Raw genomic sequence first — 22,502 nt, forward strand, 5'->3', positions numbered from 1 at the left:
GCACCCGGGTCAGGAGGCGAGGGCGCTCAGGTCGTTCCGGTAGGACTCGACGGTGCCCAGGTCGGGCAGGACCCGGGTCACGGTGCCGGCCCGGTCGACGAGCAGGGCGGTTGCGGCGCCCGGGCGGGCCGGCTGGCCCAGGAACGACCGCAACCCTCCTGCGGGGTCGGCCAGGGCGTGGACCGGCCGCTGGGTGTAGGTGGGCCCGGCCGGGACGGTCCGCCCGCCGGTGACGGTGACCACGGAGACGCCGACGGGCGCGGCCGCCAGGGCGTCGGTGACGCGGTCCGGGCAGGGGCAGCCGTCCAGCAGGATGATCATGGCGGGTAGCAGGCCGCGCAGTGGCACGGGCGCGTCGTCCGCGTCGACCAGATCCAGTGCGGGTAGCGCCCGACCGATGAGGGTCGCGGGTGGCGCGTAGGGGGCCGGGGTCGGCCGGTCGGTGCCGCGGTTGGCCCGGGGCCAGGTGACCACCAGCAGCCCTGCCAGAGTGGTGAGGACCGCCACCAGCAGCACCAGCAGCGGTAGGCCCAGAGCCCGGTGGTCGCCGCCGGCCTGGCGCAGCTCACGACGGATCTGAGCGGCCTCGGAGGCCAGTGCGGAGGCGTCGTCGGGGACCACCACGCGGCCCCATTCGGGCGGCAGGCCGGGCAGGCCGTCGGGTGGCCCGTGACCTTCTGCGTCCGGCTTGCCCATCGGACCTCCTGGAAGCGTCTCGAGAGCGGAGTGCGGCTCGGCCTCCAGGGTCGCGCACCAGGGGCACCTCCCGCTACATCTGGGCGCGGTCCCGCTGGCCGGGCTACCATGGGAGGAGCGCATAGCCCTTGATCTCGACGTTCTGTTCACCCGTACCGGGCAGTCATTTGTGCGTTACGGAGCGTGTTCGAACCATCGGTTTGACCGCCTGTCAAGCTGAAGCAAGACCTCTCACAGGGCCCCTGAGCTGCGCCAACGGTCAGGACATCGGTGAGACATCGGTGCCTGAGCGTGTTACCCTAGACACAGCGAAAGGGGTTTCGAACCTATGGTTTTCAGTGTCGGCGAGACCGTTGTTTACCCCCACCACGGGGCCGCACTCATCGAGGCAATCGAGACTCGGGTCATCAAGGGCGAGCCTAAGCAATACCTCGTCCTGAGGGTCGCGCAGGGTGACCTGACGGTCCGGGTGCCGGCCGAGAACGCCGAGATCGTGGGCGTCCGCGAGGTGGTTGGCGAAGAGGGCCTCGGTAAGGTCTTCGACGTTCTGCGGGCTCCGCACACCGAGGAGCCGACCAACTGGTCGCGGCGTTACAAGGCAAATCTGGAGAAGCTGGCTTCCGGCAACCCGCTGAAGGTCGCCGAGGTCGTGCGTGACCTGTGGCGCCGGGAGCGGGAGCGGGGCCTCTCTGCGGGCGAGAAGCGGATGCTCGCCAAGGCCCGCGACATTCTCGTCGGCGAGGTCGCGCTGGCTGAGAAGAGCACCAAGGATGAGGCGGAGACGCTGCTCGACAAGGTCCTCACCGAGGCCTAGTCCGCACAGCATCGTCGTACCCACTTCGTAGTGAAGAAACCACCGAGGACCGCGACGTGACCGCGCAGCTCAATCCGCGCGGTGACGTCGCGGTCCTCGTGCCTGCGGCGGGTGCCGGCGTACGGCTCGGCCCCGGCCGACCCAAGGCGCTGCGCCTGCTCGCCGGTGAGCCACTGCTGGTGCACGCCGTGCGCCGACTTGCCGCCGCACCGTCGGTGCACACCATCGTGGTGGCCGCGCCACCCGCCGAGGTGCAGGCCGTCCGCGAGCTGTTGGCCCCGGTCGCACCCGTGATCGTGGTGCCCGGCGGCGCGGAACGGCAGGCGTCGGTGGCCCTCGCGCTGGCCGCGGTGCCCGCCGGCCCGACGATCGTCCTGGTGCATGACGCTGCCCGCGCGCTCACCCCGCCCGAGCTGGTCGAATCCGTCGCGGCGGCGGTCCGTGGTGGGCGCGACGCGGTGATCCCGGTCCTGCCGGTCGTCGACACCGTCAAAGAGGTCGATGCCGACGAGGTGGTGCTCGGCACCGTCGATCGTTCCGCCCTGCGGGCGGTGCAGACCCCGCAGGGCTTCCGTCGGGCCGTGCTCAGCGCCGCACACGCCGCCGCCGGCGACTCCCTCACCGACGACGCCGGGCTGGTGGAGAAGCAAGGCGTCGCGGTGGGTTGCGTGCCCGGCTCGGAGTACGCGCTGAAAATCACCCGACCGTTCGACCTGGCTCTGGCGGAGCATCTGCTTGCCGCTGGCGGTTGACGCGTACCCTTTGATCATGATCGTTCCTCGGGTCGCCATCGGCACCGACGTACACGCGTTCGAGCCTGGCCGACCCTGCTGGGTGGCCGGGCTGCTCTGGCCCGACCAGGATGGCCTGGCCGGGCACTCGGACGCGGACGTGGCCGCGCACGCCGCCTGCAACGCGCTGCTCTCCGCTGCCGGTCTCGGCGATCTCGGTTCCGCCTTCGGGGTGGACCAGCCGGAGTGGGCCGGTGCGTCCGGGGTCGCGCTGCTGACCGAGACCGCCCGCCGGGTGCGGGCCGCCGGTCTGGAGATCGGCAACGTGTCCGTGCAGGTCATCGGCAACCGTCCCAAGATCGGCCGGCGCCGCGCGGAGGCGCAGGAGGTCCTCAGCGCCGCTGTCGGCGCCCCGGTCACCATCTCCGCGGCGACCACCGACGGGCTCGGCTTCGCCGGCCGTGAGGAAGGGCTGGCCGGGGTCGCGGTGGCCCTGGTGTACGACGCTCCGGCCGCCTAGGCTCGCCGCGATGTCAAGCGACCCCACCCCCGACCAGTCCGCGGCCGACGGCTACGTCCAGCGGGCCCAACTCCTCGCCGAGCTCGGCCGCTACGACGAGGCGGCCGGGGAGCTGGCCTACGGGTTGGCCCTCCAGCCGGACGACGTGGACGCGCTGACCATGCTGGCCCGGGTGCACCTGGCCGCCGACCGCCCCGGCGAGGCGCTCACCTCCGCCGACGCGGCCGTGGCCGTCGCACCGGAGGCCCTGCCGCCGCTGGTGGCCAGGGGCATGGCCCTGACCGACCTGGAGCGCTACGCCGAGGCGGCGGCCACCGCCGACCGCATCCTCGGGCTCGGCCCGGCCGACGCGTACGCCCAGCGCAGCGCGGCGGCGATCCTGGCCGGCGCCCGCAACGGTCAGCCGGCGCTGAACGCGGCCTGGCGCGGTGTCGAGCTGGCCCCGCAGGAGCCGCAGGCGCATCTGGTGCTCAGCCTGGTCGCCGCCCGGCTCAACCTGTTCGACCTGGCCGAGCGGGCCTACCGGGAGGCGCTGCGGCTCGACCCGCGGATCGCCGAGGCCGGCCACGACGTCGGTGTCCTGCGGCTGGAGCAGCGTCGCTGGTCGGAGGCGTTGGAAGACATCGCGGTGGCGGTGACGACCAGCCCGAGCCGGATCGACTCGCCACGGACCCTCGCGTACGGGCTGCACCGTCTGGTGCTCTACGGCGCGGGCTGGTCGCTCGTGGCGGCGGTGCTCGTCGCGTTCGCGGCGTCGGCGAGCGGCGGGTTCTCCCGCATCCTCGCGGTGCTCGCCGCGCTCACCGGCGCGATCGTCGTCTGGCAGCTCGCGGCCCGGCTGCCCGGGCTGACCCGGACCGTCCTGCCCGCCATGCTGCACTCGGACCGCGCGATGGCCCTGGCCGTCTACGCCGTGGCCGCCGCGCCGCTGCTGCTGCTGGTGTACGCCATGGTCGGCTCCCCGTGGCCGCTGGTGCTTGCCATCGCCGTCACGGCGGTGGCCGAGTTCGCCGTCTTCACCAGAACCGCCATCCGCTAGGGCTTTGACACACGCCCTAGCCGCGACGGGCCCACGTCCAGGCGTACGCCTCGTCCTCGCAGGCGCTCGCGGCGTCGCAGAGGTCCAGCGGACGGAAGGTGTCGACCATGACCGCCAACTCGTCGAAGTAGTCAGCTCCGATGGACCGCTCGGCGGCACCCGGCTGGGGGCCGTGGGTGAACCCGGACGGGTGCAGTGAGATCGAGCCCTGCTCGATGCCGGAGCCGCGCCGGGCCTCGTAGTTGCCGCCGGTGTAGAAGAGCATCTCGTCGGAGTCGACGTTGTGGTGGTTGTACGGCACCGGGATCGACTGCGGGTGGTAGTCGACCTTGCGTGGCACGAACGAGCAGATGACGAAGTTGGGCCCCTGGAAGGTCTGGTGCACCGGCGGGGGCTGGTGGATGCGGCCGGTGATCGGCTCGAAGTCGTGGATGGAGAAGGCCCACGGGTAGAGGTGCCCGTCCCAGCCGACCACGTCGAACGGGTGCTGGGCGTAGACGTAGCGGGTCCAGCCGCGTCGGTGCCGGACAAGCACCTCGACCTCTTCGCCGTCGACGAGCAGCGGAGTGTCGGGGCCGCGGACGTCCCGCTCGCAGTACGGCGCGTGCTCCAGGAACTGGCCGCGTACGGAGAGGTAGCGCTTGGGCGGGCCGATGTGCCCGGACGCCTCGACGGCGAGCAGCCGGACGGGTTGGTCGCCGGTGGGCGCCAGCCGGTGGATGGTCGAGGTGGGGATGACGACGTAGTCGCCGGCGACGGCGTCCAGCACCCCGAACGGGGACTCGACCCGCAGGGTGCCCGACTCGACGTAGAGGCAGTGGTCGCCGGTGGCGTCGCGGAACAGCGGTGAGGGTCGGTCGGCGAGGACGTACCCGATCCGTACGTCGTCGTTGGCGAGCAGGTACTGCCGGCCGAGGACGGGGTCGGAACCGCCGGTGTCCAGTTTGTGGGTGCGCAGGTGGCGGGGTTTGAGCGGCAGGTTCGGCGCCCGGGTGAACGCGGGCGGGGTGAACTCGTCGGCGGCCAGGATCGCGGTGGGCGCGTGCCGGTGGTAGAGCAGGGACGAGTCGGAGGAGAAGCCCTCCTGGCCCATCAGCTCCTCGGCGTAGAGGCTGCCGTCGGGCTGCCGGAACTGGGTGTGGCGCTTGCGTGGCACCTCGCCGACGCTGCGGTAGTACGGCATCTCGCCTCCCGATATGTCCCGTTCACCGGCCGAGGGCGTCCGATAATCGGACGCTGTTGTCCGTTCCTCGTAGCGTCCCGTACATTCTTGTTCCGTGTCAACGCAGGTGCCCGCACTCCTTCACGGCCTGGTGGACGACGCCGCCGTCTTCCCACCGGGCAGCGCCACGCTGCACGACGCCCTGACCGCCCACCGCCGGCACCGCGCCGCGTGGTACGCCGATCTGGTCGGCCCGCTGCTGATCCCCGCCTCGGGCGTGGCGGCCGGTGAGCTGACCGGCCTCGTCGACCCGGGCGAGGGCCTGGTGGTCGGCGTGATCGGTGACACCGGGATCGGGAACCTGCCGTTCGCGCTGTCGTTTCTCGCCCCGGGCGGCGTCACGGCACGTCAGGTGGAGGTGGCGGTCGCCAAGCGCGGTGAGGACCCGCTTCCCGGCATCGCCCAGTTGTTGCGGCTCGCCGACTCGCTGCCGGGCGTGGCGGCCGTCTACGCCGAGCTGCCGCTGACCTTCGGGCTGATGGGTGCGCTGGACGCGCTCGTCGCCGCGCGCGCCGACGGGGTGCCGATCGCGGCCAAGTTCCGCACCGGCGGCCTGGCAGCCGAACTCTTCCCCACGCCGACCGAGCTGGCCGCGGTGATCTGCGCCTGCCGGGACCGGGGCCTGCCCTTCAAGCTCACCGCCGGGCTGCACCAGGCGGTCCGACACCTGGACCCGGAGACCGGGTTCACCCACCACGGTTACGCGAACGTGCTGGCCGCGACCCTGGCCGCCGCCGACGGCGACGGGGCGCGCCCGGTCGCCGAGCTGTTGACGGTCGTCGACCCGCGCCCCCTGGTGGAGCGCGCGACGGCACGGCTGGACGCGCCCCGCCCCCTGTGGGTGGGCTTCGGCTCGTGCAGCATCCTGGAACCACTTACCGATCTGATCCGGCTTGGGCTGGTGAACGGGGGCTACGACACATGACCTGGGTGACCGGCGCCGACGGTTCGCCGTATGGGGTGACGAACCTGCCGTACGGGGTGTTCCGGCGAGACGGTGGTCCGTCACGGATCGGCGTACGCATCGGGTCCTGGGTCCTCGACCTCGCCGCCGCGGAGGCCGCCGAACTGGTGCTTGCCGCCGGCACGCTGTGCCGGCCCGTGCTCAACGACTTCATGGCCCTGGGCCGTCCGCAGTGGACGGCGGTACGCCAGCGGCTCACCGAGCTGCTGACCGACCCGGCGCACCGGGCCGCGGTCGAGCCGCTGCTGGTGCCCCTCGACGAGGTGGAGCTGCTGCTCCCCATCGAGGTCGCCGACTACGTGGATTTCTACTCGTCCGAACACCACGCGTCGAACGTCGGGCAGATCTTCCGCCCCGGCCAGCCGCCCCTGCTGCCCAACTGGAAGCACCTGCCGATCGGCTACCACGGCCGGGCCGGCACCGTGGTCGTCTCCGGCACGCCGGTGACCCGGCCGACCGGGCAGCGGGCCTCCGCCGAGGGCCCGGTCACCGGCCCGTCGGTACGCCTCGACATCGAGGCCGAGGTCGGCTTCGTGGTGGGCGTACCCAGCGCGCTCGGCGATCGGGTCGCGGTGGACGACTTCGCCGAGCATGTCTTCGGTGTGGTGCTTGTCAACGACTGGTCGGCCCGGGACATCCAGGCCTGGGAGTACCAGCCGCTCGGCCCGTTCCTCGGCAAGTCGTTCGCCACCTCGGTCTCGGCCTGGGTGACGCCGCTCGACGCGCTCGCGAACGCGTTCGTGGCGGCACCCGACCAGGACCCGCCGGTGGTCGACTACCTGCGCGACGTACCGCACCTGGGACTGGACCTCCGCCTGGTGGTCGAGTGGAACGGCGAGCAGGTGAGCGAGCCGCCGTTCGCCACCATGTACTGGACCCCCGCGCAGCAGTTGGCGCACCTCACCGTCAACGGCGCCTCGCTGCGGACCGGTGACCTGTACGCCTCCGGGACCGTCTCCGGCCCCGCCCGGGGGCAGGTCGGGTCCTTCCTGGAGCTGACCTGGGGAGGCGCCGAGCCGGTGAAGGTGGGCGCGGAGACTCGCACCTTCCTCGAGGACGGCGACACGGTGACCATCACGGCCACCGCCCCCGGCCCGGACGGCACCACCATCGCCCTCGGCGAGGTGTCCGGCACGGTTCGTCCGGCCCGCTGAGCCCGGCACCGCAGCCCAGCCGGTCAGCTCGACCGGTCACTGCCGTCGTTCCGGAACGCGCCTACTGTCAGGTCGTCGACTCGTCTCGTTCACGGGACTCTTGATCGCACAGCGGGTGCGATCAAGAGCCCTCGTTACGCCGTTGGTCACGCGGATCACGTCCTCCCGCGCCGGCCGGGCTCACGCCCGGCCTCAGCGGGAGGCATCCCGACGCACACGGAGGTAACGACGATGCACGATCTTGCGGGCGCGGTCTGGCGTACCAGTAGCCGCTCCAACGACCAGGGGCTCTGCGTGGAAGTGGCGGACAACCTGGTCGACGTCCACGGTCTGGTCGGAGTCCGCGACTCCAAGGACCAGGCCGGTCCCACACTCGCGGTCAGCCCGCCGGGGTGGACAGCGTTCATCGGCGCGATTCGGGCCGGTCGCTTCGAACGCTGACCGGCGCTTCGGCACCTGTCGACGACGATCGGTGCCGAGGCGACCGACCAATCGGACAACGTGGCCCCCGGGGGATGGAAATTCCGCCCCGGGGGCCCCGTCCGGCCCTCACTCCGCGTACCGTCGGGGACACGGGAGGGTGGCATGTCGACGGTGGCGATTACCGGGATCATCGAGGCGCACGCTGTCGACGTCTGGCGTCTGCTGACCGACCTGCCCGGCCGCTCCGCCCGGCTCACCGCGGCCGGCCCGATCGAGGTGCTCACCCCGGGTTCGTTCGGGCCGGGCACCTCCTGGCGTGAGGAGCGTGTCCAGCCCGGTGGCGGCACGCTTACCGAGGAGTTCCTGGTGGTCGAGGCGCTCGCGCCGCAGCGACTGGTGCTCTGTTCCTCCGGCGCCGGCGCGGACTACCGGATCACCTGGAGCCTGCGACCGGTCCGCCGCCGCCGTCGGGGCTGCACGGCGGTCACCGTCACCCACGAGGCGGTGCCGACCGCACCGTACGGTCGGGTGGTGGCGCTGCTGCTCGGCGGGTTGGCTGCGCGGGCGGTCGAGGCCGCGCTCCGCCGCGACCTCGCCGATCTTGCCGTCGCCGCAGGTGCGACCGGCTCCGTCGAAGCCGCCTGAGCACCACCCTGTCACCCATCGCCGTGACCTGTTCGGGGTCCGACCCCCTGCGCTGGGTAGGGTGCCGGGCGGAGGTGCGGCATGAGGTTCCGGAGAGGTCGACGACGGCTCGTGATCGCGGTCGCGGCGCTGCTCGCGATGGGGACGGTCGCGGTCATCGTCCACCGGGTCCTCGCTCCGACAGAGGTGAGCACCGTGGCGCGGGCCGACTATCCGGCCCCGGCCCGACCGGCTGCCGGTGTGGTCGGTCGGTTGCCGGTCGCCCCGTTGATCGTCGACGGACGACTGCGGGTGTACGCCGCACACCGCCAGGTCTACGCCGACCGGCCGGTCGACGGGCGGTACCGGACCTCGCCGTTCTGGTCGTACCGGAGGTGGCCGGCGGAGCTGACCGGGGTGGTGGCCAGCGGTCGTACCGTCGTCAGCCGCTGGTCCGACGGTCGGGTGGTGGCGCTCGACGCGTCCACAGGTCGGGTGCTGTGGCGCGCTGACGGCCCGGTGCCGGCCAAGGGCGACGCGGCGGTGCGACGGACCGGGGCGGCCACCGTCTGGGATCCGCGTGGGCTCTACCGCGCCGCCCTGCCGGACGGCCGGACGGTGCTGGTGGTGACCGGCGACCGCGAGGCGCGTGGGATCGATCTGACCGAGGGTCGGGAACTGTGGCGGGTCGAGTTGCCAGGTGCCTGCCGCAGTGACGTCGGTACGACACCCACCGGCCAGTTGATCGGCCTGGACACCTGCGCCGGGCCGGCCGCTGTCGAGTTTCGGGACGCGGCCACCGGCACGGTCCGGTCGCGCTGGCGGCCGACGGAGGCCCCGAACGGGTTGGTGGTGACGCCGCTCGGTTGTCGTACCGGCCACTCGGACTGCTCCGGCCTGCGGACCGCCGGGCCGGGCGACGCGGGTGGTAGGGGCTGGCTGGTGGGTGTGGGCGAGCCCGCCCCCGCCACCGCGCTGGACCTGGCCGATGCGACCCTTGTCGACGAACAGGCGGTGACGGTGCTCGACGGGACTGCGGTGGGCCGTTCAGCGCGCACCGGCACCGAGCGGTGGCGCGTCGGTGGCCTCGGACCGGCTACGCGGGTACTCGCCGTCCAGCCCGGCCGGCTGCACCTGCTCACCGAGGAGAACGACCTGGTCACGCTGAACCCGGTTACCGGTGCGCAGCTGTCCCGCTTCCGGCTGAACGTCGGCTCGGACGGCACCGGCTGGGCGCCCGGGGCGGTTGCCGCCGAGGACGGATACGTTGCGGTGGAACGAATCCGGAGACCTGTCGACCCAGATGCCGACGACCAGCGGTACTTCCTGTCGTCCGAACCGGTGATCCTGGTGGTGAGCTGAGGCGGGGAACCGGCAATCACGGTTCTGGTTCACGTTCGGCGATAGGGTCCCCTCAACGTCACTGTGGGTGATCCGGGGGTAACCGACATGCTGTACCGACGACTGCTCGCGATCCCGGTCGCCGGCCGGCTGGGCCTGGTCGCGCTCGTTGTCCTCGCGGCTGCGCTCCTCGCGCCGGGCGCCCCGAACGCCGCCGGCCAACCGTCCGGCAGGGTGGCGGCGGCGCCGAGCGCCGGCACCGGAGTGACGTTCGAGGTGCGTCCGGCACCGACCACGGCCCCGCCCACTCAGCCGCCGACGGCGCGGCCCACCGAGACCGCCCGGCCGCAGCCGCCGACCCGCTCACCGCAGCACGGCGGCAAGCTGCCGGTCACCGGTGTGGGGCCATCGGTTCTCGTCCTGGCCCTGCTGGGAGCGGCGCTTGTGGTCGGCGGGGTCCTGCTGCGACGTCGCCGGTCGGCCGGTTAGGCCAGCGCGGCCTCGGCCGCCGCCAGGAACGCGTCGTTCTCGGTCGGGGTGCCGATGGTGACCCGGACACCGTCCCCGGCGAACGGCCGCACGATCACCCCACGCGCCTCGCACGCCTTGCCGAACGCCACGGCCCGCTCGCCGAACGGCAGCCACACGAAGTTGGCCTGGCTCGTCGGCACCTCGGGCACGAACTTGCGCAGCGCCTCGGTGACCCGGTCCCGCTCGGCGACGACCAGGGCGCACCGGCGCTCCATCTCGGTCACCTGGGTCAGCGCGGCGAGCGCACCGGCCTGGGCCGCCGTGCTGCTGGAGAACGGGGTCGCCACCTTGCGGATGGCGGCTGCCACCACCGGCTGGGCCACGAGCCACCCCATCCGTAGCCCGGCGAGCCCCCACGCCTTCGACAACGTGCGCAGCACCGCCACGTTCGGCCGGTCCAGGTAGTCGAGACCGTCCGGCACCTCCGAGTCGGTGACGAACTCCCGGTACGCCTCGTCGATCACCACAAGCACGTCGTCCGGCACCGCGTCGAGGAAACGGTCCAGCTCGGCGCGGCGCACCGCCGTACCTGTGGGGTTGTTCGGGTTGCAGACGAAGATCACCCGGGTGCGGTCGGTCACCGCCGCGGCCATCGCCGCCAGGTCGTGCCCGTGCCCGGCGTCGTTGGGCACCCGCACGCTCGTCGCGCCGCTCGTCGCCACGATGATCGGGTACGCCTCGAAGGAGCGCCACGAGTAGAGCACCTCGTCGCCGGGCAGGCAGGTGGCCCGCACCAGGTGCTCGGCGAGCGCCACCGAACCGCAGCCCGTGGCGATCCGGTCGGCGTCCACGCCGTACCGCTCGGCAAGCGCGTCCCGCAGCGCCACCACACCCATGTCCGGGTAGCGGTGCGAGGTGGCGATCGCCTCGGTGACCGCCTCCACCACGCCGGGCAGCGGCCCGTACGGCACCTCGTTGCTGGCCAGCTTGATGGCCTCCGGCAGGCCCAGCTCCCGGGCCAGGTCGGCGGGGCTGCGCCCGGGCACGTAGCTGGGCAGTGCGTCCAGGTCGACGCGGGTCAGCCGCAGCGCCGGCTGGTGACGTCCGGAGTCGGTCATGGGGTGTCTCCCGGGGGCTGGTCGCGGTCGTTCGAGGGGGCGGGCTCGGTGTGGTACGGGACTTCGACGACCACCGTCTGCGCGCGCTTGTCGTGCAGCGCCTGGCGCAGGGGGTGGTCGAAGAGGGGGGAGAGGGCATCGACGAGTTGCAGCACCAGGCCGAGCCCGAGGCAGTACCAGAGCAGGGTCGGCAGGCCCAGCGTGCTCCACCGGCTCAGCGCCCGGCGGAAACCCAGCGGCTGGTCGGCGGTGATCGGCACCGCCCGGATCCGCATCACCCGCTTGCCGACGGTCTGTCCACCGGAGGCCATGGTCGGCACCTCGTAGGCCAGCCACAGCGCCGTGGCGATGAGCAGGATCGCCACCAGCAGGGACCCGGCCTGCTCACCGGGCATCGGCAGGCCTTCCGCGGAGGTGTCGCCGCGCGCCGCGCGCCGGAAGACCTCCTGCCAGTACGGCGCCCACTCCTGCGCCCAGCGCCAGACGAACCAACCGTTGACGACCACGTTCAGGGCGAAGACGATGCCGAAGTCGATCAGCCGGGCGACGAACCGGCGGCCGTAGCCGGCCAGCCGGAGGCCGTGCGGTCTTGGCTCTGGCGGTCGTCCGGGCCAGCCGGCCTGCGGGCCCCAGCCGGGAGGAGCGGCCTGAGGGCCCCAGCCGGAGGGCCCGGCCTGCGGGCCCCCGGGGGGACCGGCCGGTGGCCCCCAACCCGGGCCGTGCCCCGGTTGTGGGCCGTACCCCGGGGGTGGGCCCTGCTGTGGTGACCAGCCCGGTGCGCCGTTCGCCGAAGCTGGGGGTGCCGAGCCGGGGGTCGCCGACGCTGCGGGCTCCGCCGGGGTGACCGGCGCGGGCGGCGGCTCGGGCGGCGGCGGGCCGTCGGGTGGGGTCGCGTCGACGGGAATGGGCGCGCCGAGCCAACCCTCGCCGTCCCAGTAACGCCGGGTCTCGGTGTCGGCGGGGTCGACGTACCAACCAGGTTGAACGCTCACGCCGTCGCTCCGCTTCGCTGCGCGACGGCGCGAGGCGCCACGCTACTGAGCCTGCTGGTTCGCTCGCTGCGCTCGCTCACGCCACCGCTCCGCTTCGCTGCGCGACGGCGCGAGGCGCCACGCTACTGAGCCTGCTGGTTCGCTCGCTGCGCTCGCTCACGCCACCGCTCCGCTTCGCTCGGTCACGGGGACACCTTAACGACGACCATCGCGGTGACCTCGTCACGGAGGTGTCGCGGGGCGTACCCCTGGGCGTGTGGGCCGGGTTGCGGCGCGACGCCGCTGGCGGCGGGCTGAGGCCCACCGACCGGCGGCGTCGGGTACGGCGAAGGTTGCGTCACGCTCGCAAGTGTTACAGGTTGCCGCGGGCTTCCTGCTCCCGCTCGATCGCCTGGAAGAGCGCCTTGAAGTTGCCCTTGCCGAAGCCCAGCGAGCCGTGCCGCTCGATCAGCTCGAAGAAGACCGTCGGACGGTCCTGCACCGGCTTGGTGAAGATCTGGAGCAGGTAGCCGTCCTCGTCCCGGTCGACCAGGATCTTGCGGGCCTTCAGCTCCTCGATCGGCACCCGTACGTTGCCGATGCGCTCGCGCAGCTCCGGGTCGTCGTAGTACGAGTCCGGGGTGTCCAGGAACTCCAGGCCGGCCGCGCGCATCGCGTCGACGCTGGCGAGGATGTCGTTCGTGGCGACCGCGATGTGCTGTGCGCCCGGGCCCTGGTAGAACTCCAGGTACTCGTCGATCTGCGACTTCTTGCGGGCGATCGCCGGCTCGTTGAGCGGGAACTTCACCTTGCGGGTGCCGTTCGCCACGACCTTGCTCATCAGCGCCGAGTAGTCGGTGGCGATGTCGTCGCCGACGAACTCCGCCATGTTGGAGAAGCCCATCACCCGCTTGTAGAACTCGACCCACTCGTCCATCCGGCCCAGCTCCACGTTGCCGACCACGTGGTCGACGGCCTGGAAGAAGCGCTTCGGCTGGATGCCGGCGTCGATCATCGGCTGCCGGTCGACGATCGGGCCCCGGGCCACGAAGCCGGGCAGGAACGGGCCGGTGTAGCGGGACCTGTCGACGAGGGTGTGCCGGGTGTCGCCGTACGCGGCGATGGCAGCCATCCGGACCGTGCCGTGCTCGTCGGTCACCTCGTGCGGCTCGACGACGCTCGCGGCGCCCTGCGCGATGGCGTGCGCGTACGCGGCGTCCACGTCCGGCACCTCCAGCGCGATGTCGCTGATGCCGTCGCTGTGCCGGGCCACGTGCTCGGCGCCGTCGGCGTCCGGGCGCACCGCGCCGGTCAGCACGAACCGGGCCGAGCCGCTGGTCAGCACGTACTGGGCGTGGTCCCGGTAGCCCTGCTCGGGGCCGCGGTACGCCACGCAGGTCATGCCGAAGGCGGTGGAGTAGTAGTGGGCGGCCTGCTTGGCGTTGCCGACCAGGAAGTGCACGTGGTCGAGGCCCCGGACCGGGAACGGGTCGCGGCTGATGTCGTGGTCGACAGCGCCGACGAGCCGGTCGACGTCGACGTCCTCGGTCGACTGGGGTCGGTCGATCGCCTGGGTCATGGTGGGCTCCCTCGCGTACCGGCCGGCCTTGTGGGCCGCCGTGGTCGGTTCTTGTGGCGAGGATCGCTGCCCCGGCGTCGAGTGGGCAACTGTTGCCAGAATGGCTGGTCAGGTTGCGCATTCGGTATGGTCTGCACTCATGAATGGTGAGCAGAATGTACAGCTCGACGCGCTCGACGTGCGCTTGATCGAACTGCTCGCCGAGGAGCCGCGGATCGGGGTGCTGGAGTGCTCCCGCCGGCTCGGGGTGGCACGTGGCACCGTGCAGGCGAGGCTTGACAAGCTTGTCGAGCGGCGGGTCATCCGGGGCTTCGGCCCCGAGATCGCGCCGGCCGCGATCGGGTTCGGGGTGACAAGCTTCGTCACCCTGGAGATCAGTCAGCGGCACGGCCACGACCCGGTCACCGCTCACCTCGCCGCCATCCCCGAGGTGTTGGAGGCGCACACCATCACCGGCTCCAGCGACCTGCTCTGCCGGATCGTGGCCCGCTCCAACACCGACCTGCAACGGGTCATCGACCAGATCGTCTCGTCCGCGGGCATCACCCGGGCCTCGACGATCATCGCGCTGGCCGAACAGATCCCGTACCGCACGCTTCCGCTGGTGCGCAGCGCCGTTCGGGCCGACGGCAGGGCGCTGTAACACCTCCGAGCCCAGAAAGCGCGACGACACGGCGGCGTGGGCGTACGGAAGATCCGTGATCGTGGCTACGGTGTGCGGTGTGGCGAAGGGGAGCGTGCGCGGTGGGCTGCTGCTCGGCCTCGCCGTGGTCGTCGCGCTCGCCGCGACCGGCGTGTGGAACCCGTTCCCCGGCCTCTGGGACTGGGTGGACCGCAGCGAACCCATCTCCGAGCCCGACGTGGTCTGGCAGCAACGGGTCGGCGGCACTCCGCGCAGCGTGACCATCGCCGGCGACGCCGTCGTGGTCGAGCAGCGCACCCGGGTCGAGGCTCGCAGCCTGGCCACCGGCGGCCAGCTCTGGGAGCGCAAGGCGGACTGGGCGGCGGTTGCCGGCGGCGACCGCGACCCGGTCGTGGCGGTGGGCAAACTCCTGGTCAAGGGATACGAGCTGCTCGACCCGACGACCGGGGTGACCCGGCGGCGTGACGATGACGCGGTGGCGGTCTGGACGTACCGCAACCTGCTCCTCGACGCCCGGTGTACGGACGCCACCGACTGCACCCTGAGCGCCTGGGACCCGCGCGGCACCGCGCCACTCTGGACGGCCTTCCTGCCCGGGGTGCACAGCGGCCTGCTCGCCGACAACCCGGGTCTACGTGGCACCCGCCGGCTCACCGCCACCCGGATCGACGACGGCGTGGCCGGTGCGGAGGCTGCGCCGCCGCTGCTCGGCTTCCCGGTCGACGGTCGGGTCCACGTGGTCGACACCGCCACCGGCCGGGTGTTGCAGAACGTCGAGCCCAGTCGGGACGAGCGGCTCTCCGTGGTGGGCGGTCGACTGCTGCGGATCGCCGCCCGCTCCCAGGACGGCACCTGCTACTTCGCCATCTCCGCCCGGGACTCGGCTACCGGGCAGGAGGCCTGGCAGCGGGCCGGCGTCAACCTGCGCACCGCCGACTCCGCCGGCTGCGTGCAACGCGAGGACCCGCAGGGGGCCCGTAACGTGCTGATCGGCGTCGCGCCGGACGGCCGCGAGGCGGTCATCGACGGGTACGACGGGCGACTGCTCTGGGTCGGTGAGCCGGGCACCAAGTTGATCGCGGTGGACGACCGTCAGGCGGTGTTCCGAGCCGCCGACAAGCGCTCGATTGTCGCCCGTGAGCTGGGCACCGAGAAGGTGCTCTGGACGCGGCCCGCAAGCGGCAAGGCCGGGGCGGCGCTCACCCCGTACGCGGCCGTGGTGTCCGACGAGAAGCCGTCCCGGCTGGCGGCACTGGACCCGCGTACCGGCCGGGAGTTGGCCGCGCTGCGCACCTCGGCGAACGCCCTCGCCGTCGGGTCACAGGGCATGATCATTGGTGAGGGGCGGGAGATCGGGTACGTCCGCTTCGGCGCGTCCGGAGGCTCGCCCGCCCGACCGCCGAGCGACGGTGGGAATCCCAAGCCGGGCGTCACCGGCCCCGGTAGGCCGGACGACGGTGACTGCGGGCCGAAGAGGGAACTCTGCCCCGACCCGGGCGGCGGCAAGGACGGCTGAGCGGCGGTTCGCGCGATGATCCGGACGGCGGCCGGGCCCGGCACGCCTGGTGGATGAGAGCGGCGTCCCAGGACCCGCCCGGCGGGTGGGAGTGATCGACCGGTCTGCCCTAGGCTTGCCGCTCATGAGCAGTGCCGCCGCATTCTCGTACGCCCCTCTGCTGCCGACCGGCCCGGACCAGACGGACTATCGCCTGGTCACCGACGAGGGCGTGGACGTCGTACACGGCCCGGGAGGCCGCCGGTTCCTCACCGTGGAGCCGGCCGCACTCACCGCGCTGACCGCCGAGGCGATGCACGACATCGCGCACTTCCTGCGCCCCGCGCACCTGGCGCAGCTCCGGGCGATCATCGACGACCCGGCCGCCTCGCCGAACGACCGATTCGTCGCGCTCGACCTGCTGCGCAACGCCAACATCGCCGCCGGCGGTGTGCTGCCCATGTGTCAGGACACCGGCACCGCCATCGTGATGGGCAAACGCGGTCGGCACGTGCTCACCGACGGCGCCGACGCGGAGGCCATCTCCCGGGGCGTCTACCAGGCGTACACCAGGCTCAACCTGCGCTACTCCCAGCTCGCCCCGCTGACCATGTGGGACGAGCGGAACACCGGCAGCAACCTGCCCGCCCAGGTGGACCTGTACGCCGAGGACCCGGACGGGCACCCCGACGCGTACAAGTTCCTCTTCATGGCCAAGGGCGGCGGCTCGGCCAACAAGTCGTACCTCTACCAGGAGACGAAGGCGCTGCTCAACCCGGTGCGGATGATGCAGTTCCTGGAGGAGAAGCTGCGGCTGATCGGCACCGCCGCCTGCCCGCCGTACCACCTGGCCATCGTCATCGGTGGCACCTCCGCCGAGTACGCGCTGAAGACCGCGAAGTACGCCTCCGCCAAGTACCTGGACGCACTCCCGACGCAGGGCTCGATGAGCGCGCACGGCTTCCGCGACCTGGAGCTGGAGGCGGAGGTCCTGGAGCTGACCCGCAACTTCGGCATCGGCGCGCAGTTCGGTGGGCGGTACTTCTGCCACGACGTACGGGTGGTCCGGCTGCCCCGGCACGGCGCGTCCTGCCCGGTGGCGATCGCCGTCTCCTGCTCGGCCGACCGCCAGGCCGTTGCGAAGATCACCCCGTCGGGCGTGTGGCTGGAGCGCCTCGAAACCGACCCTGCGCGCTTCCTGCCCGACGTCACCGACGACTCGCTCGACGCCGAACTTGTCGTCCGGGTCGACCTGAACCGGCCGATGGACGAGATCCGCGCCGAGCTGTCGAAGTACCCGGTGAAGACGCGCCTCTCGCTCTCCGGGCCGCTCGTGGTCGCCCGGGACATCGCCCACGCCAAGATCGCCGAACGGTTGGACGCCGGTGAGCCGATGCCGCAGTACCTGCGCGACCACGCCGTCTACTACGCCGGCCCGGCGAAGACCCCGGAGGGGTACGCGTCCGGCTCGTTCGGCCCGACCACCGCCGGCCGGATGGACGCCTACGTGGAGAAGTTCCAGGCCGCCGGCGGCTCGCAGGTGATGCTGGCCAAGGGCAACCGATCGCGTCAGGTGACCCGCTCCTGCCAGCAGCACGGCGGCTTCTACCTCGGCTCGATCGGCGGCCCCGCCGCCCGCCTCGCCCAGGACTGCATCAAGCACGTCGAGGTCCTCGAATACGCCGAGCTGGGCATGGAGGCGGTCTGGAAGATCGAGGTCGAGGACTTCCCCGCCTTCATCGTGGTCGACGACAAGGGCAACGACTTCTTCGCCGAGGTGACCAAGCCGGTGCTAACCGTCGGCCGTCGCTGACTCCACACGTACGCGAAGGGGCGCCGGGCGAACTCGCCCGACGCCCCTTCGGTCATCCGTGCCTGCCGACATCGGTGCGCCCGCCCCGCTGGGGTGGGACGGGCGCACCGCCCCCGTCGGATGCCGTCACCGACAACCCCGGGTGAGTCTGCTGAGCGGCGCTGTCGATCCGCTCTCAGATCGCTATCGCCTGGCCGAGGCGATCAGTTACCACCGGACTACTCTGCTGGAAGTTGCACCACTGACGCGGGAGAGCAGATGCGGTTCGGGATCCTGGGGCCCCTGCGGGTGGGCGGTGGCGAGTCCACTGTCACCGCCGGACGCGACCGGATCGTGCTCGCCATGCTGTTGCTGCGGGCCGGCCGGCTCGTGCCGGTCGACGAACTGGTCGACGCGGTGTGGGAGGACCGCCCACCGGCCACCGCCCGCGCGCAGTTGCAGACCTGCGTGTCGCGGCTTCGTCGCCGCTTCACCGAACTCGGGTTGGCACCGGACCTCATCGTCACCGACCCGGCGGGGTACGGCGTGCGTACCGCACCGAACGACCTGGACGCCGAGGTCTTCGCCCGAGGCGTGGAGGCGGCCCGAGCGCTCGTCGTCGCCGGCCGGCTGGCCGAGGCGCGCACCGGGTTCCGCGCCGCGCTGGCGCTGTCGCGGGGGCCGACACTCGGTGGCATCCCGAGCCGGAGTGTTCGCCGACGAGCGCAGGCGCTCGACGAGCAGCGCCTCACCGCGTTGGAGGAGTGCGTCGACGTCGAGCTGCGCCTCGGCCGGGCAGCCGAGTTGATCGAGGAACTGGCGGAGAGCGTCGACCGGTATCCGCTGCGCGAGCACCTGCGAGGCCAACTGATGCTGGCCCTGTCCTCGGTCGGGCGGCAGGCCGACGCCCTCGCCGTCTACCGCGAGGGCCGGCGGACCTACGCCGACGAACTGGGCATCGAACCCGGTGCCGAGCTGCAGGAGCTGCACCAACGGGTGCTCGCCGGCGACCTGGCGTTGGCCGGCCGACCGGCCGGCCCCGCCGGCGTGGTCCGCTCGCTACCCCGGGCGATCGGGGACTTCATCGGGCGGCAGCAGACACTTGCCCGCCTGGTCAAGGAGATCGAGGAGGACGGCACCCGGATCCAGGTGATCGACGGGATGCCGGGGAGTGGCAAGACCACACTCGCCGTGCACGTCGCCACCGCGCTCGCCGACCGCTACCCCGACGCCCAGCTCTTCATCGACCTGCACGGGTACAGCGAGCGCCGGCCGTTGACGCCGGCCACGGCCGTGGCTGCCCTGCTCCGTCAGCTGGGTGTGCCAGCCGAACGGGTGCCGGAGAACCTGGACGACCGGCTGGCGCTCTGGCGGATCGAGCTGGCCGGACGGCGGGCGTTGGTGGTGCTCGACAACGCCGCCACCGCCGACCAGGTGGCACCCCTGTTGCCCAACGGCTCGCACTGCCTCGTACTCGTCACCAGCCGCCGTCGGCTGGTCGGGCTCGACGAGGGCCGGCCGTCCTCGCTGCCGGTGCTCGACGCCGACGAGGCGATCGAGCTGCTCGGTCGGGTGGCAGGCGTGGAGCGGGTCGCCGCCGAACCGGAGGCGGCCGCCGAGGTGGCACGCCGGTGCGGTCATCTGCCCCTGGCCATCCGGTTGGCCGGCGCGCGACTGGCGCACCGGCCGCGTTGGCGGGTCGCCGACCTCGCCGAACGGCTGGTCGCCGGGGCGGGCCCGCTGGCCGAGCTGACCGCCGGGCAGCGCTCGGTGGGGCAGGCGTTCGCCCTGTCGTACGCCCAGATCTCACCGTCGGCGCAGCGGCTGTTTCCGCTGCTCGGGCTACACCCGGGCGGACGCCTGGACGGTCGGGTGGCCGCTGCCCTCGTCGAACTGCCGCTGGGCGTCACGCAGGAACTGCTTGACGAGTTGGTCGACGCACACCTCATGGAGGAGGTGCAGCCGGGCCGATACCGTTTACACGACCTGCTCCGCGAGTACGCCCGGCTGCTGCTCACTGGACCGGAACGGCAGACCGAGCGCACTGCCGCCCTGGAACGCTTGCTTGATTACCACCTGTCCGTCACGTTGGCGATGGCGCGCCAGATCGAAGCGGCGGGCAGTCGGCTCAACATCCCCGCGCACACACCCGGCCGACCCGATCTGCTGGCCGCCCCGGTGTTCGAGGGGCGGGCGTGGTTCGAGGAGAACCTTGCCGCGCTCACCGCTCTGGTCCGGGTCGCCGAGGAGGAGGGCTTCCCGGTCCAGTGTTGGAAGCTGGCCCGTGCCTGCTGGCGGCTCAACTTCGAAGGTGGGCACCTTGACGAGCTGATCGAGACCCACACGATCGGCTTGCGCGTCGCCGAGGGGCTGGGCGACGAGGCGGCGGTCGCCACCATGCTGAACTACGTCTCATCGGCGTACTTCCGGCTGGCCCGGCTCCCGGAAGCGATCAGGGCGATGGAGGTGGCGCTCAGATTGCGCCGCCAACTCGGGCGGCGCAGCGACGTCCTCACCACGCTGTGGAACCTGGGTATCTCCTACGCGGCGAACGGTGACCTCCGGCAGGCCGAGGCTAAGTTCGACGAGGCACTCGGTCTGATTCGCGGTCCTGCGGACGTTCATGCGCTGACCAACCTGTTGAACAACCTGTCCTACGCGTTGATCGGCGGAGGTCGCTACGACGACGCGCTGCGCCTGACTCGGTTGCACCTCCAACTGGCCCGGCAGACGAAGGACTTCCGGCAGATCAACAATGCGATGGGGCACCTCGCCATGGTGCGGCACCGGATGGGGCACCTCGGCCCTGCTCGCCGTCTGCTGCGGACCGCGCTGAACCTCAAACGACGCGATGGCAATCGGTTCGGCGAGGGGGAGGTGCTGAACGAGATCGCTGTGCTGGAGCGCAACGCCGGGCGGCCGGATCAGGCCGCCGCACTGCACCGGGAGGCGCTGGTGGCGATGGTGGATGCCGGCGACCGGATCGGCCAGTGCGCCTCCCGGAACCTGCTGGCCCGGGCGATCCTGGAGCAGGGGGACGCGGCAAGCGCGCTCGACCTGCACCGCCGGGTGCTCGCCGACGCCAGCCGGCTCGGTACCCGCTACGAGAAGGCGCGGGCGCTTGAGGGCATCGCAAGGTGCCTGCGGGCCACAGACCCGACGGCGGCCCGCGCGCACCTGCAGCAGGCGTCGGCGCTGTTCCGGCAGGTCGAGTCGCCGGACCAGCACGAGGCGGAACGGCTGCTTGCCGAGTTGGGCTGACGGATCATCTGCGAGTCGGCCACGGGCGCGGCAGGATGGGACGCGTGACGACTCCAGAGGCGACCGGTTACCGCATCGAACGCGACTCGATGGGCGAGGTGGAGGTGCCCGCCGAGGCGCTGTGGCGGGCACAGACCCAGCGTGCGCTGCAGAACTTCCCGATCTCCGGCCGGGGCCTCGAACCGGCCCAGATCAAGGCCCTCGCCCAGATCAAGGGCGCGGCGGCCGAGGTCAACGGCGAGCTGGGCGTGATCGACGCCAACGTGGCCGCCGCCATCGCCGCCGCCGCCGCGCACGTGGCCGAGGGCGGTTACGACGACCAGTTCCCGGTGGACGTGTTCCAGACCGGCTCGGGCACGTCGTCGAACATGAACACCAACGAGGTGATCGCCACCCTGGCGACCCGTGAGCTGGGCTCACCGGTGCACCCGAACGACCACGTCAACGCCTCCCAGTCGAGCAACGACGTCTTCCCGTCCTCGATCCACCTGGCGGCCACCCAGTTCATCGTGGAGGACCTGCTGCCGTCGCTGGCCCATCTGGCGGACGCGCTGGAGGCCAAGGCCGCCGAGTTCGAGACCGTGGTCAAGGCCGGGCGTACGCACCTGATGGACGCCACGCCGGTCACCCTCGGCCAGGAGTTCGGCGGGTACGCCGCCCAGGTCCGCTACGGGATCGAACGTCTGGAGGCCGCGCTGCCCCGACTGGCCGAGCTGCCGTTGGGCGGCACCGCGGTGGGCACCGGCATCAACACCCCGCTCGGCTTCGCCGCCGCCGTGATCGACAAGCTGCGCGAGTCGACAGGTCTGCCGCTGCGCGAGGCGCGAAACCACTTCGAGGCGCAGGGCGCGCGGGACGCGCTCGTGGAGACCTCGGGGCAGCTGCGGACCGTTGCAGTCGGCCTCTACAAGGTCGCCAACGACATCCGCTGGATGGGCTCCGGCCCCCGTGCCGGCCTGCGTGAGCTGCGCATCCCCGACCTCCAGCCCGGCTCATCGATCATGCCGGGCAAGGTCAACCCGGTGGTCGCCGAGGCGATGCGGCAGGTCTGCGCCCAGGTGATCGGCAACGACGCGACGGTCGGGTTCGCCGGCTCGCAGGGCGACTTCGAACTGAACGTGATGCTCCCCGTCATGGGCCGCAACCTGCTGGAGTCGATCCGGCTGCTCGCCGCGGTGAGCCGGCTCTTCGCCGACCGCCTGGTGGTCGGCCTGGTCGCGGACGCCGAGGTCTGTCTGGCGTACGCCGAGGGCTCACCGTCGATCGTCACCCCACTGAACCGCTACCTGGGGTACGACGAGGCCGCCTCGATCGCCAAGGAGGCGCTGGCCAAGCAGACCTCGATCCGCGAAGTGGTGATCTCCCGGGGTCACGTCGACTCCGGCAAGCTGACCGAGACCCAGCTCGACGAGACGCTGGACCTGCTCCGAATGACCCACCCCTGACCCACCCCACCCCACGCGCCACCCCACCCCACGCGCTGCCCCACCCCACCCCGCCCCACCCCGCAAGATCGTGCTCGATCCTGGATGTAGTGGCCTCCGCGCGCCTTGGGCTCAAGTGGTTGTTGCAACGGGGTGGATTCTCGTGAGGATGAGGGGTCATGCCGGGGCAGAGGTTGTCGTCCGCGGAGCGGGCGCAGAT

The 22,502-nt window shown here is 72.0% G+C and carries 21 protein-coding genes; 15 read left to right on the forward strand and 6 right to left on the reverse strand.

Going from position 1 to position 22,502, the window contains the following annotated elements:
* Window positions 1–9: 9 nt before the first annotated feature.
* Window positions 10–696 carry a hypothetical protein gene (locus tag ACWER9_RS03530; RefSeq protein WP_452300279.1) on the reverse strand — a complete coding sequence of 229 codons (687 nt, stop codon included), beginning with the start codon at window positions 694–696 and terminating at the stop codon, window positions 10–12.
* A gap of 328 nt (window positions 697–1,024) precedes the next feature.
* Between ACWER9_RS03530 and ACWER9_RS03535 the strand changes: the two genes are divergently transcribed.
* Genes ACWER9_RS03535 through ACWER9_RS03550 form a run of 4 tightly spaced genes read left to right on the forward strand, consistent with a single transcriptional unit; the run spans window position 1,025 to window position 3,800 of the window.
* Entirely contained in the window at window positions 1,025–1,510 is a 486-nt protein-coding gene (locus tag ACWER9_RS03535) for a CarD family transcriptional regulator (RefSeq protein WP_007073334.1), read from the forward strand.
* 56 nt (window positions 1,511–1,566) lie between these two features.
* Window positions 1,567–2,262 carry a 2-C-methyl-D-erythritol 4-phosphate cytidylyltransferase gene (gene ispD / locus ACWER9_RS03540; RefSeq protein ID WP_452300280.1) on the forward strand — a complete coding sequence of 232 codons (696 nt, stop codon included), beginning with the start codon at window positions 1,567–1,569 and terminating at the stop codon, window positions 2,260–2,262.
* A gap of 13 nt (window positions 2,263–2,275) precedes the next feature.
* The gene (ispF, locus tag ACWER9_RS03545) at window positions 2,276–2,761 is read left to right on the forward strand and encodes a 2-C-methyl-D-erythritol 2,4-cyclodiphosphate synthase (protein ID WP_452300298.1); all 486 of its coding nucleotides are present in this window, start codon (window positions 2,276–2,278) and stop codon (window positions 2,759–2,761) included.
* 10 nt (window positions 2,762–2,771) lie between these two features.
* A complete protein-coding gene (locus tag ACWER9_RS03550; RefSeq protein ID WP_452300281.1) occupies window positions 2,772–3,800 on the forward strand; it encodes a tetratricopeptide repeat protein in 1,029 nt (342 codons plus the stop codon).
* Window positions 3,801–3,816: 16 nt separating this feature from the next.
* Here ACWER9_RS03550 and ACWER9_RS03555 read toward each other — a convergent pair whose 3' ends face one another.
* Entirely contained in the window at window positions 3,817–4,983 is a 1,167-nt protein-coding gene (locus ACWER9_RS03555; protein ID WP_452300282.1) for a cupin domain-containing protein, read from the reverse strand.
* 94 nt (window positions 4,984–5,077) lie between these two features.
* Between ACWER9_RS03555 and ACWER9_RS03560 the strand changes: the two genes are divergently transcribed.
* The 6 genes from ACWER9_RS03560 to ACWER9_RS03585 all read left to right on the forward strand — a co-directional run bounded on the left by ACWER9_RS03560 (window position 5,078) and on the right by ACWER9_RS03585 (window position 10,017).
* Window positions 5,078–5,947: a hypothetical protein gene (locus ACWER9_RS03560; protein WP_452300283.1), complete on the forward strand. Its 870-nt coding sequence runs from the start codon at window positions 5,078–5,080 to the stop codon at window positions 5,945–5,947.
* Window positions 5,944–7,140, forward strand: coding sequence for a fumarylacetoacetase (fahA, locus tag ACWER9_RS03565; protein WP_452300284.1), 1,197 nt, complete (start codon window positions 5,944–5,946; stop codon window positions 7,138–7,140). Before ACWER9_RS03560 ends, fahA begins: the two co-directional genes overlap by 4 nt.
* 231 nt (window positions 7,141–7,371) lie before the next feature.
* Window positions 7,372–7,581 (forward strand): DUF397 domain-containing protein, encoded by a 210-nt coding sequence (locus ACWER9_RS03570; protein WP_030327888.1) that lies wholly within the window; start codon window positions 7,372–7,374, stop codon window positions 7,579–7,581.
* A 144-nt stretch (window positions 7,582–7,725) separates the two neighbouring features.
* Complete coding sequence (locus ACWER9_RS03575; RefSeq protein ID WP_452300285.1) at window positions 7,726–8,208, forward strand: SRPBCC family protein; 483 nt, start codon at window positions 7,726–7,728, stop codon at window positions 8,206–8,208.
* A gap of 81 nt (window positions 8,209–8,289) precedes the next feature.
* Window positions 8,290–9,549, forward strand: a complete 1,260-nt coding sequence (locus ACWER9_RS03580) for an outer membrane protein assembly factor BamB family protein (RefSeq protein WP_452300286.1) — start codon at window positions 8,290–8,292, stop codon at window positions 9,547–9,549.
* 87 nt (window positions 9,550–9,636) lie between these two features.
* Window positions 9,637–10,017, forward strand: a complete 381-nt coding sequence (locus tag ACWER9_RS03585) for an LPXTG cell wall anchor domain-containing protein (protein ID WP_452300287.1) — start codon at window positions 9,637–9,639, stop codon at window positions 10,015–10,017.
* Here the strand turns inward: ACWER9_RS03585 and hisC are convergent.
* The 4 genes from hisC to hppD all read right to left on the reverse strand — a co-directional run bounded on the left by hisC (window position 10,014) and on the right by hppD (window position 13,667).
* Entirely contained in the window at window positions 10,014–11,117 is a 1,104-nt protein-coding gene (gene hisC / locus ACWER9_RS03590; protein WP_452300288.1) for a histidinol-phosphate transaminase, read from the reverse strand. The two genes, ACWER9_RS03585 and hisC, sit on opposite strands and share 4 nt — an antisense overlap.
* Window positions 11,114–12,109, reverse strand: coding sequence for an RDD family protein (locus tag ACWER9_RS03595; RefSeq protein WP_452300289.1), 996 nt, complete (start codon window positions 12,107–12,109; stop codon window positions 11,114–11,116). The genes hisC and ACWER9_RS03595 overlap by 4 nt, the downstream gene beginning before the upstream one ends.
* 182 nt (window positions 12,110–12,291) lie before the next feature.
* Complete coding sequence (locus ACWER9_RS03600; RefSeq protein ID WP_452300290.1) at window positions 12,292–12,450, reverse strand: hypothetical protein; 159 nt, start codon at window positions 12,448–12,450, stop codon at window positions 12,292–12,294.
* 11 nt (window positions 12,451–12,461) lie between these two features.
* Window positions 12,462–13,667, reverse strand: coding sequence for a 4-hydroxyphenylpyruvate dioxygenase (hppD, locus tag ACWER9_RS03605; protein WP_452300291.1), 1,206 nt, complete (start codon window positions 13,665–13,667; stop codon window positions 12,462–12,464).
* A gap of 139 nt (window positions 13,668–13,806) precedes the next feature.
* Between hppD and ACWER9_RS03610 the strand changes: the two genes are divergently transcribed.
* The 5 genes from ACWER9_RS03610 (at window position 13,807) to ACWER9_RS03630 (ending at window position 22,303) form a co-directional block, all read left to right on the forward strand.
* Window positions 13,807–14,310, forward strand: a complete 504-nt coding sequence (locus ACWER9_RS03610; RefSeq protein WP_452300292.1) for an Lrp/AsnC family transcriptional regulator — start codon at window positions 13,807–13,809, stop codon at window positions 14,308–14,310.
* 70 nt (window positions 14,311–14,380) lie between these two features.
* Window positions 14,381–15,826 (forward strand): outer membrane protein assembly factor BamB family protein, encoded by a 1,446-nt coding sequence (locus ACWER9_RS03615; RefSeq protein ID WP_452300299.1) that lies wholly within the window; start codon window positions 14,381–14,383, stop codon window positions 15,824–15,826.
* A 124-nt stretch (window positions 15,827–15,950) separates the two neighbouring features.
* A complete protein-coding gene (locus ACWER9_RS03620; RefSeq protein WP_452300293.1) occupies window positions 15,951–17,618 on the forward strand; it encodes a fumarate hydratase in 1,668 nt (555 codons plus the stop codon).
* A gap of 258 nt (window positions 17,619–17,876) precedes the next feature.
* Window positions 17,877–20,858 (forward strand): BTAD domain-containing putative transcriptional regulator, encoded by a 2,982-nt coding sequence (locus tag ACWER9_RS03625; protein ID WP_452300294.1) that lies wholly within the window; start codon window positions 17,877–17,879, stop codon window positions 20,856–20,858.
* A 44-nt stretch (window positions 20,859–20,902) separates the two neighbouring features.
* Complete coding sequence (locus ACWER9_RS03630) at window positions 20,903–22,303, forward strand: class II fumarate hydratase (protein ID WP_452300295.1); 1,401 nt, start codon at window positions 20,903–20,905, stop codon at window positions 22,301–22,303.
* Window positions 22,304–22,502 lie beyond the last annotated feature (199 nt).

Source organism: Micromonospora sp. NPDC003944 (assembly GCF_053605225.1).

Bases quoted from the DNA above. Each gene is read 5' to 3' on its own strand.
- ACWER9_RS03530 (WP_452300279.1), bottom strand. From the start codon at position 696: ATGGGCAAGCCGGACGCAGAAGGTCACGGGCCACCCGACGGCCTGCCC.
- ACWER9_RS03535 (WP_007073334.1), top strand. From the start codon at position 1,025: ATGGTTTTCAGTGTCGGCGAGACCGTTGTTTACCCCCACCACGGGGCC.
- ACWER9_RS03550 (WP_452300281.1), top strand. From the start codon at position 2,772: ATGTCAAGCGACCCCACCCCCGACCAGTCCGCGGCCGACGGCTACGTC.
- ACWER9_RS03555 (WP_452300282.1), bottom strand. From the start codon at position 4,983: ATGCCGTACTACCGCAGCGTCGGCGAGGTGCCACGCAAGCGCCACACC.
- fahA (WP_452300284.1), top strand. From the start codon at position 5,944: ATGACCTGGGTGACCGGCGCCGACGGTTCGCCGTATGGGGTGACGAAC.
- ACWER9_RS03570 (WP_030327888.1), top strand. From the start codon at position 7,372: ATGCACGATCTTGCGGGCGCGGTCTGGCGTACCAGTAGCCGCTCCAAC.
- ACWER9_RS03575 (WP_452300285.1), top strand. From the start codon at position 7,726: ATGTCGACGGTGGCGATTACCGGGATCATCGAGGCGCACGCTGTCGAC.
- ACWER9_RS03580 (WP_452300286.1), top strand. From the start codon at position 8,290: ATGAGGTTCCGGAGAGGTCGACGACGGCTCGTGATCGCGGTCGCGGCG.
- ACWER9_RS03585 (WP_452300287.1), top strand. From the start codon at position 9,637: ATGCTGTACCGACGACTGCTCGCGATCCCGGTCGCCGGCCGGCTGGGC.
- hisC (WP_452300288.1), bottom strand. From the start codon at position 11,117: ATGACCGACTCCGGACGTCACCAGCCGGCGCTGCGGCTGACCCGCGTC.
- hppD (WP_452300291.1), bottom strand. From the start codon at position 13,667: ATGACCCAGGCGATCGACCGACCCCAGTCGACCGAGGACGTCGACGTC.
- ACWER9_RS03610 (WP_452300292.1), top strand. From the start codon at position 13,807: ATGAATGGTGAGCAGAATGTACAGCTCGACGCGCTCGACGTGCGCTTG.
- ACWER9_RS03620 (WP_452300293.1), top strand. From the start codon at position 15,951: ATGAGCAGTGCCGCCGCATTCTCGTACGCCCCTCTGCTGCCGACCGGC.
- ACWER9_RS03625 (WP_452300294.1), top strand. From the start codon at position 17,877: ATGCGGTTCGGGATCCTGGGGCCCCTGCGGGTGGGCGGTGGCGAGTCC.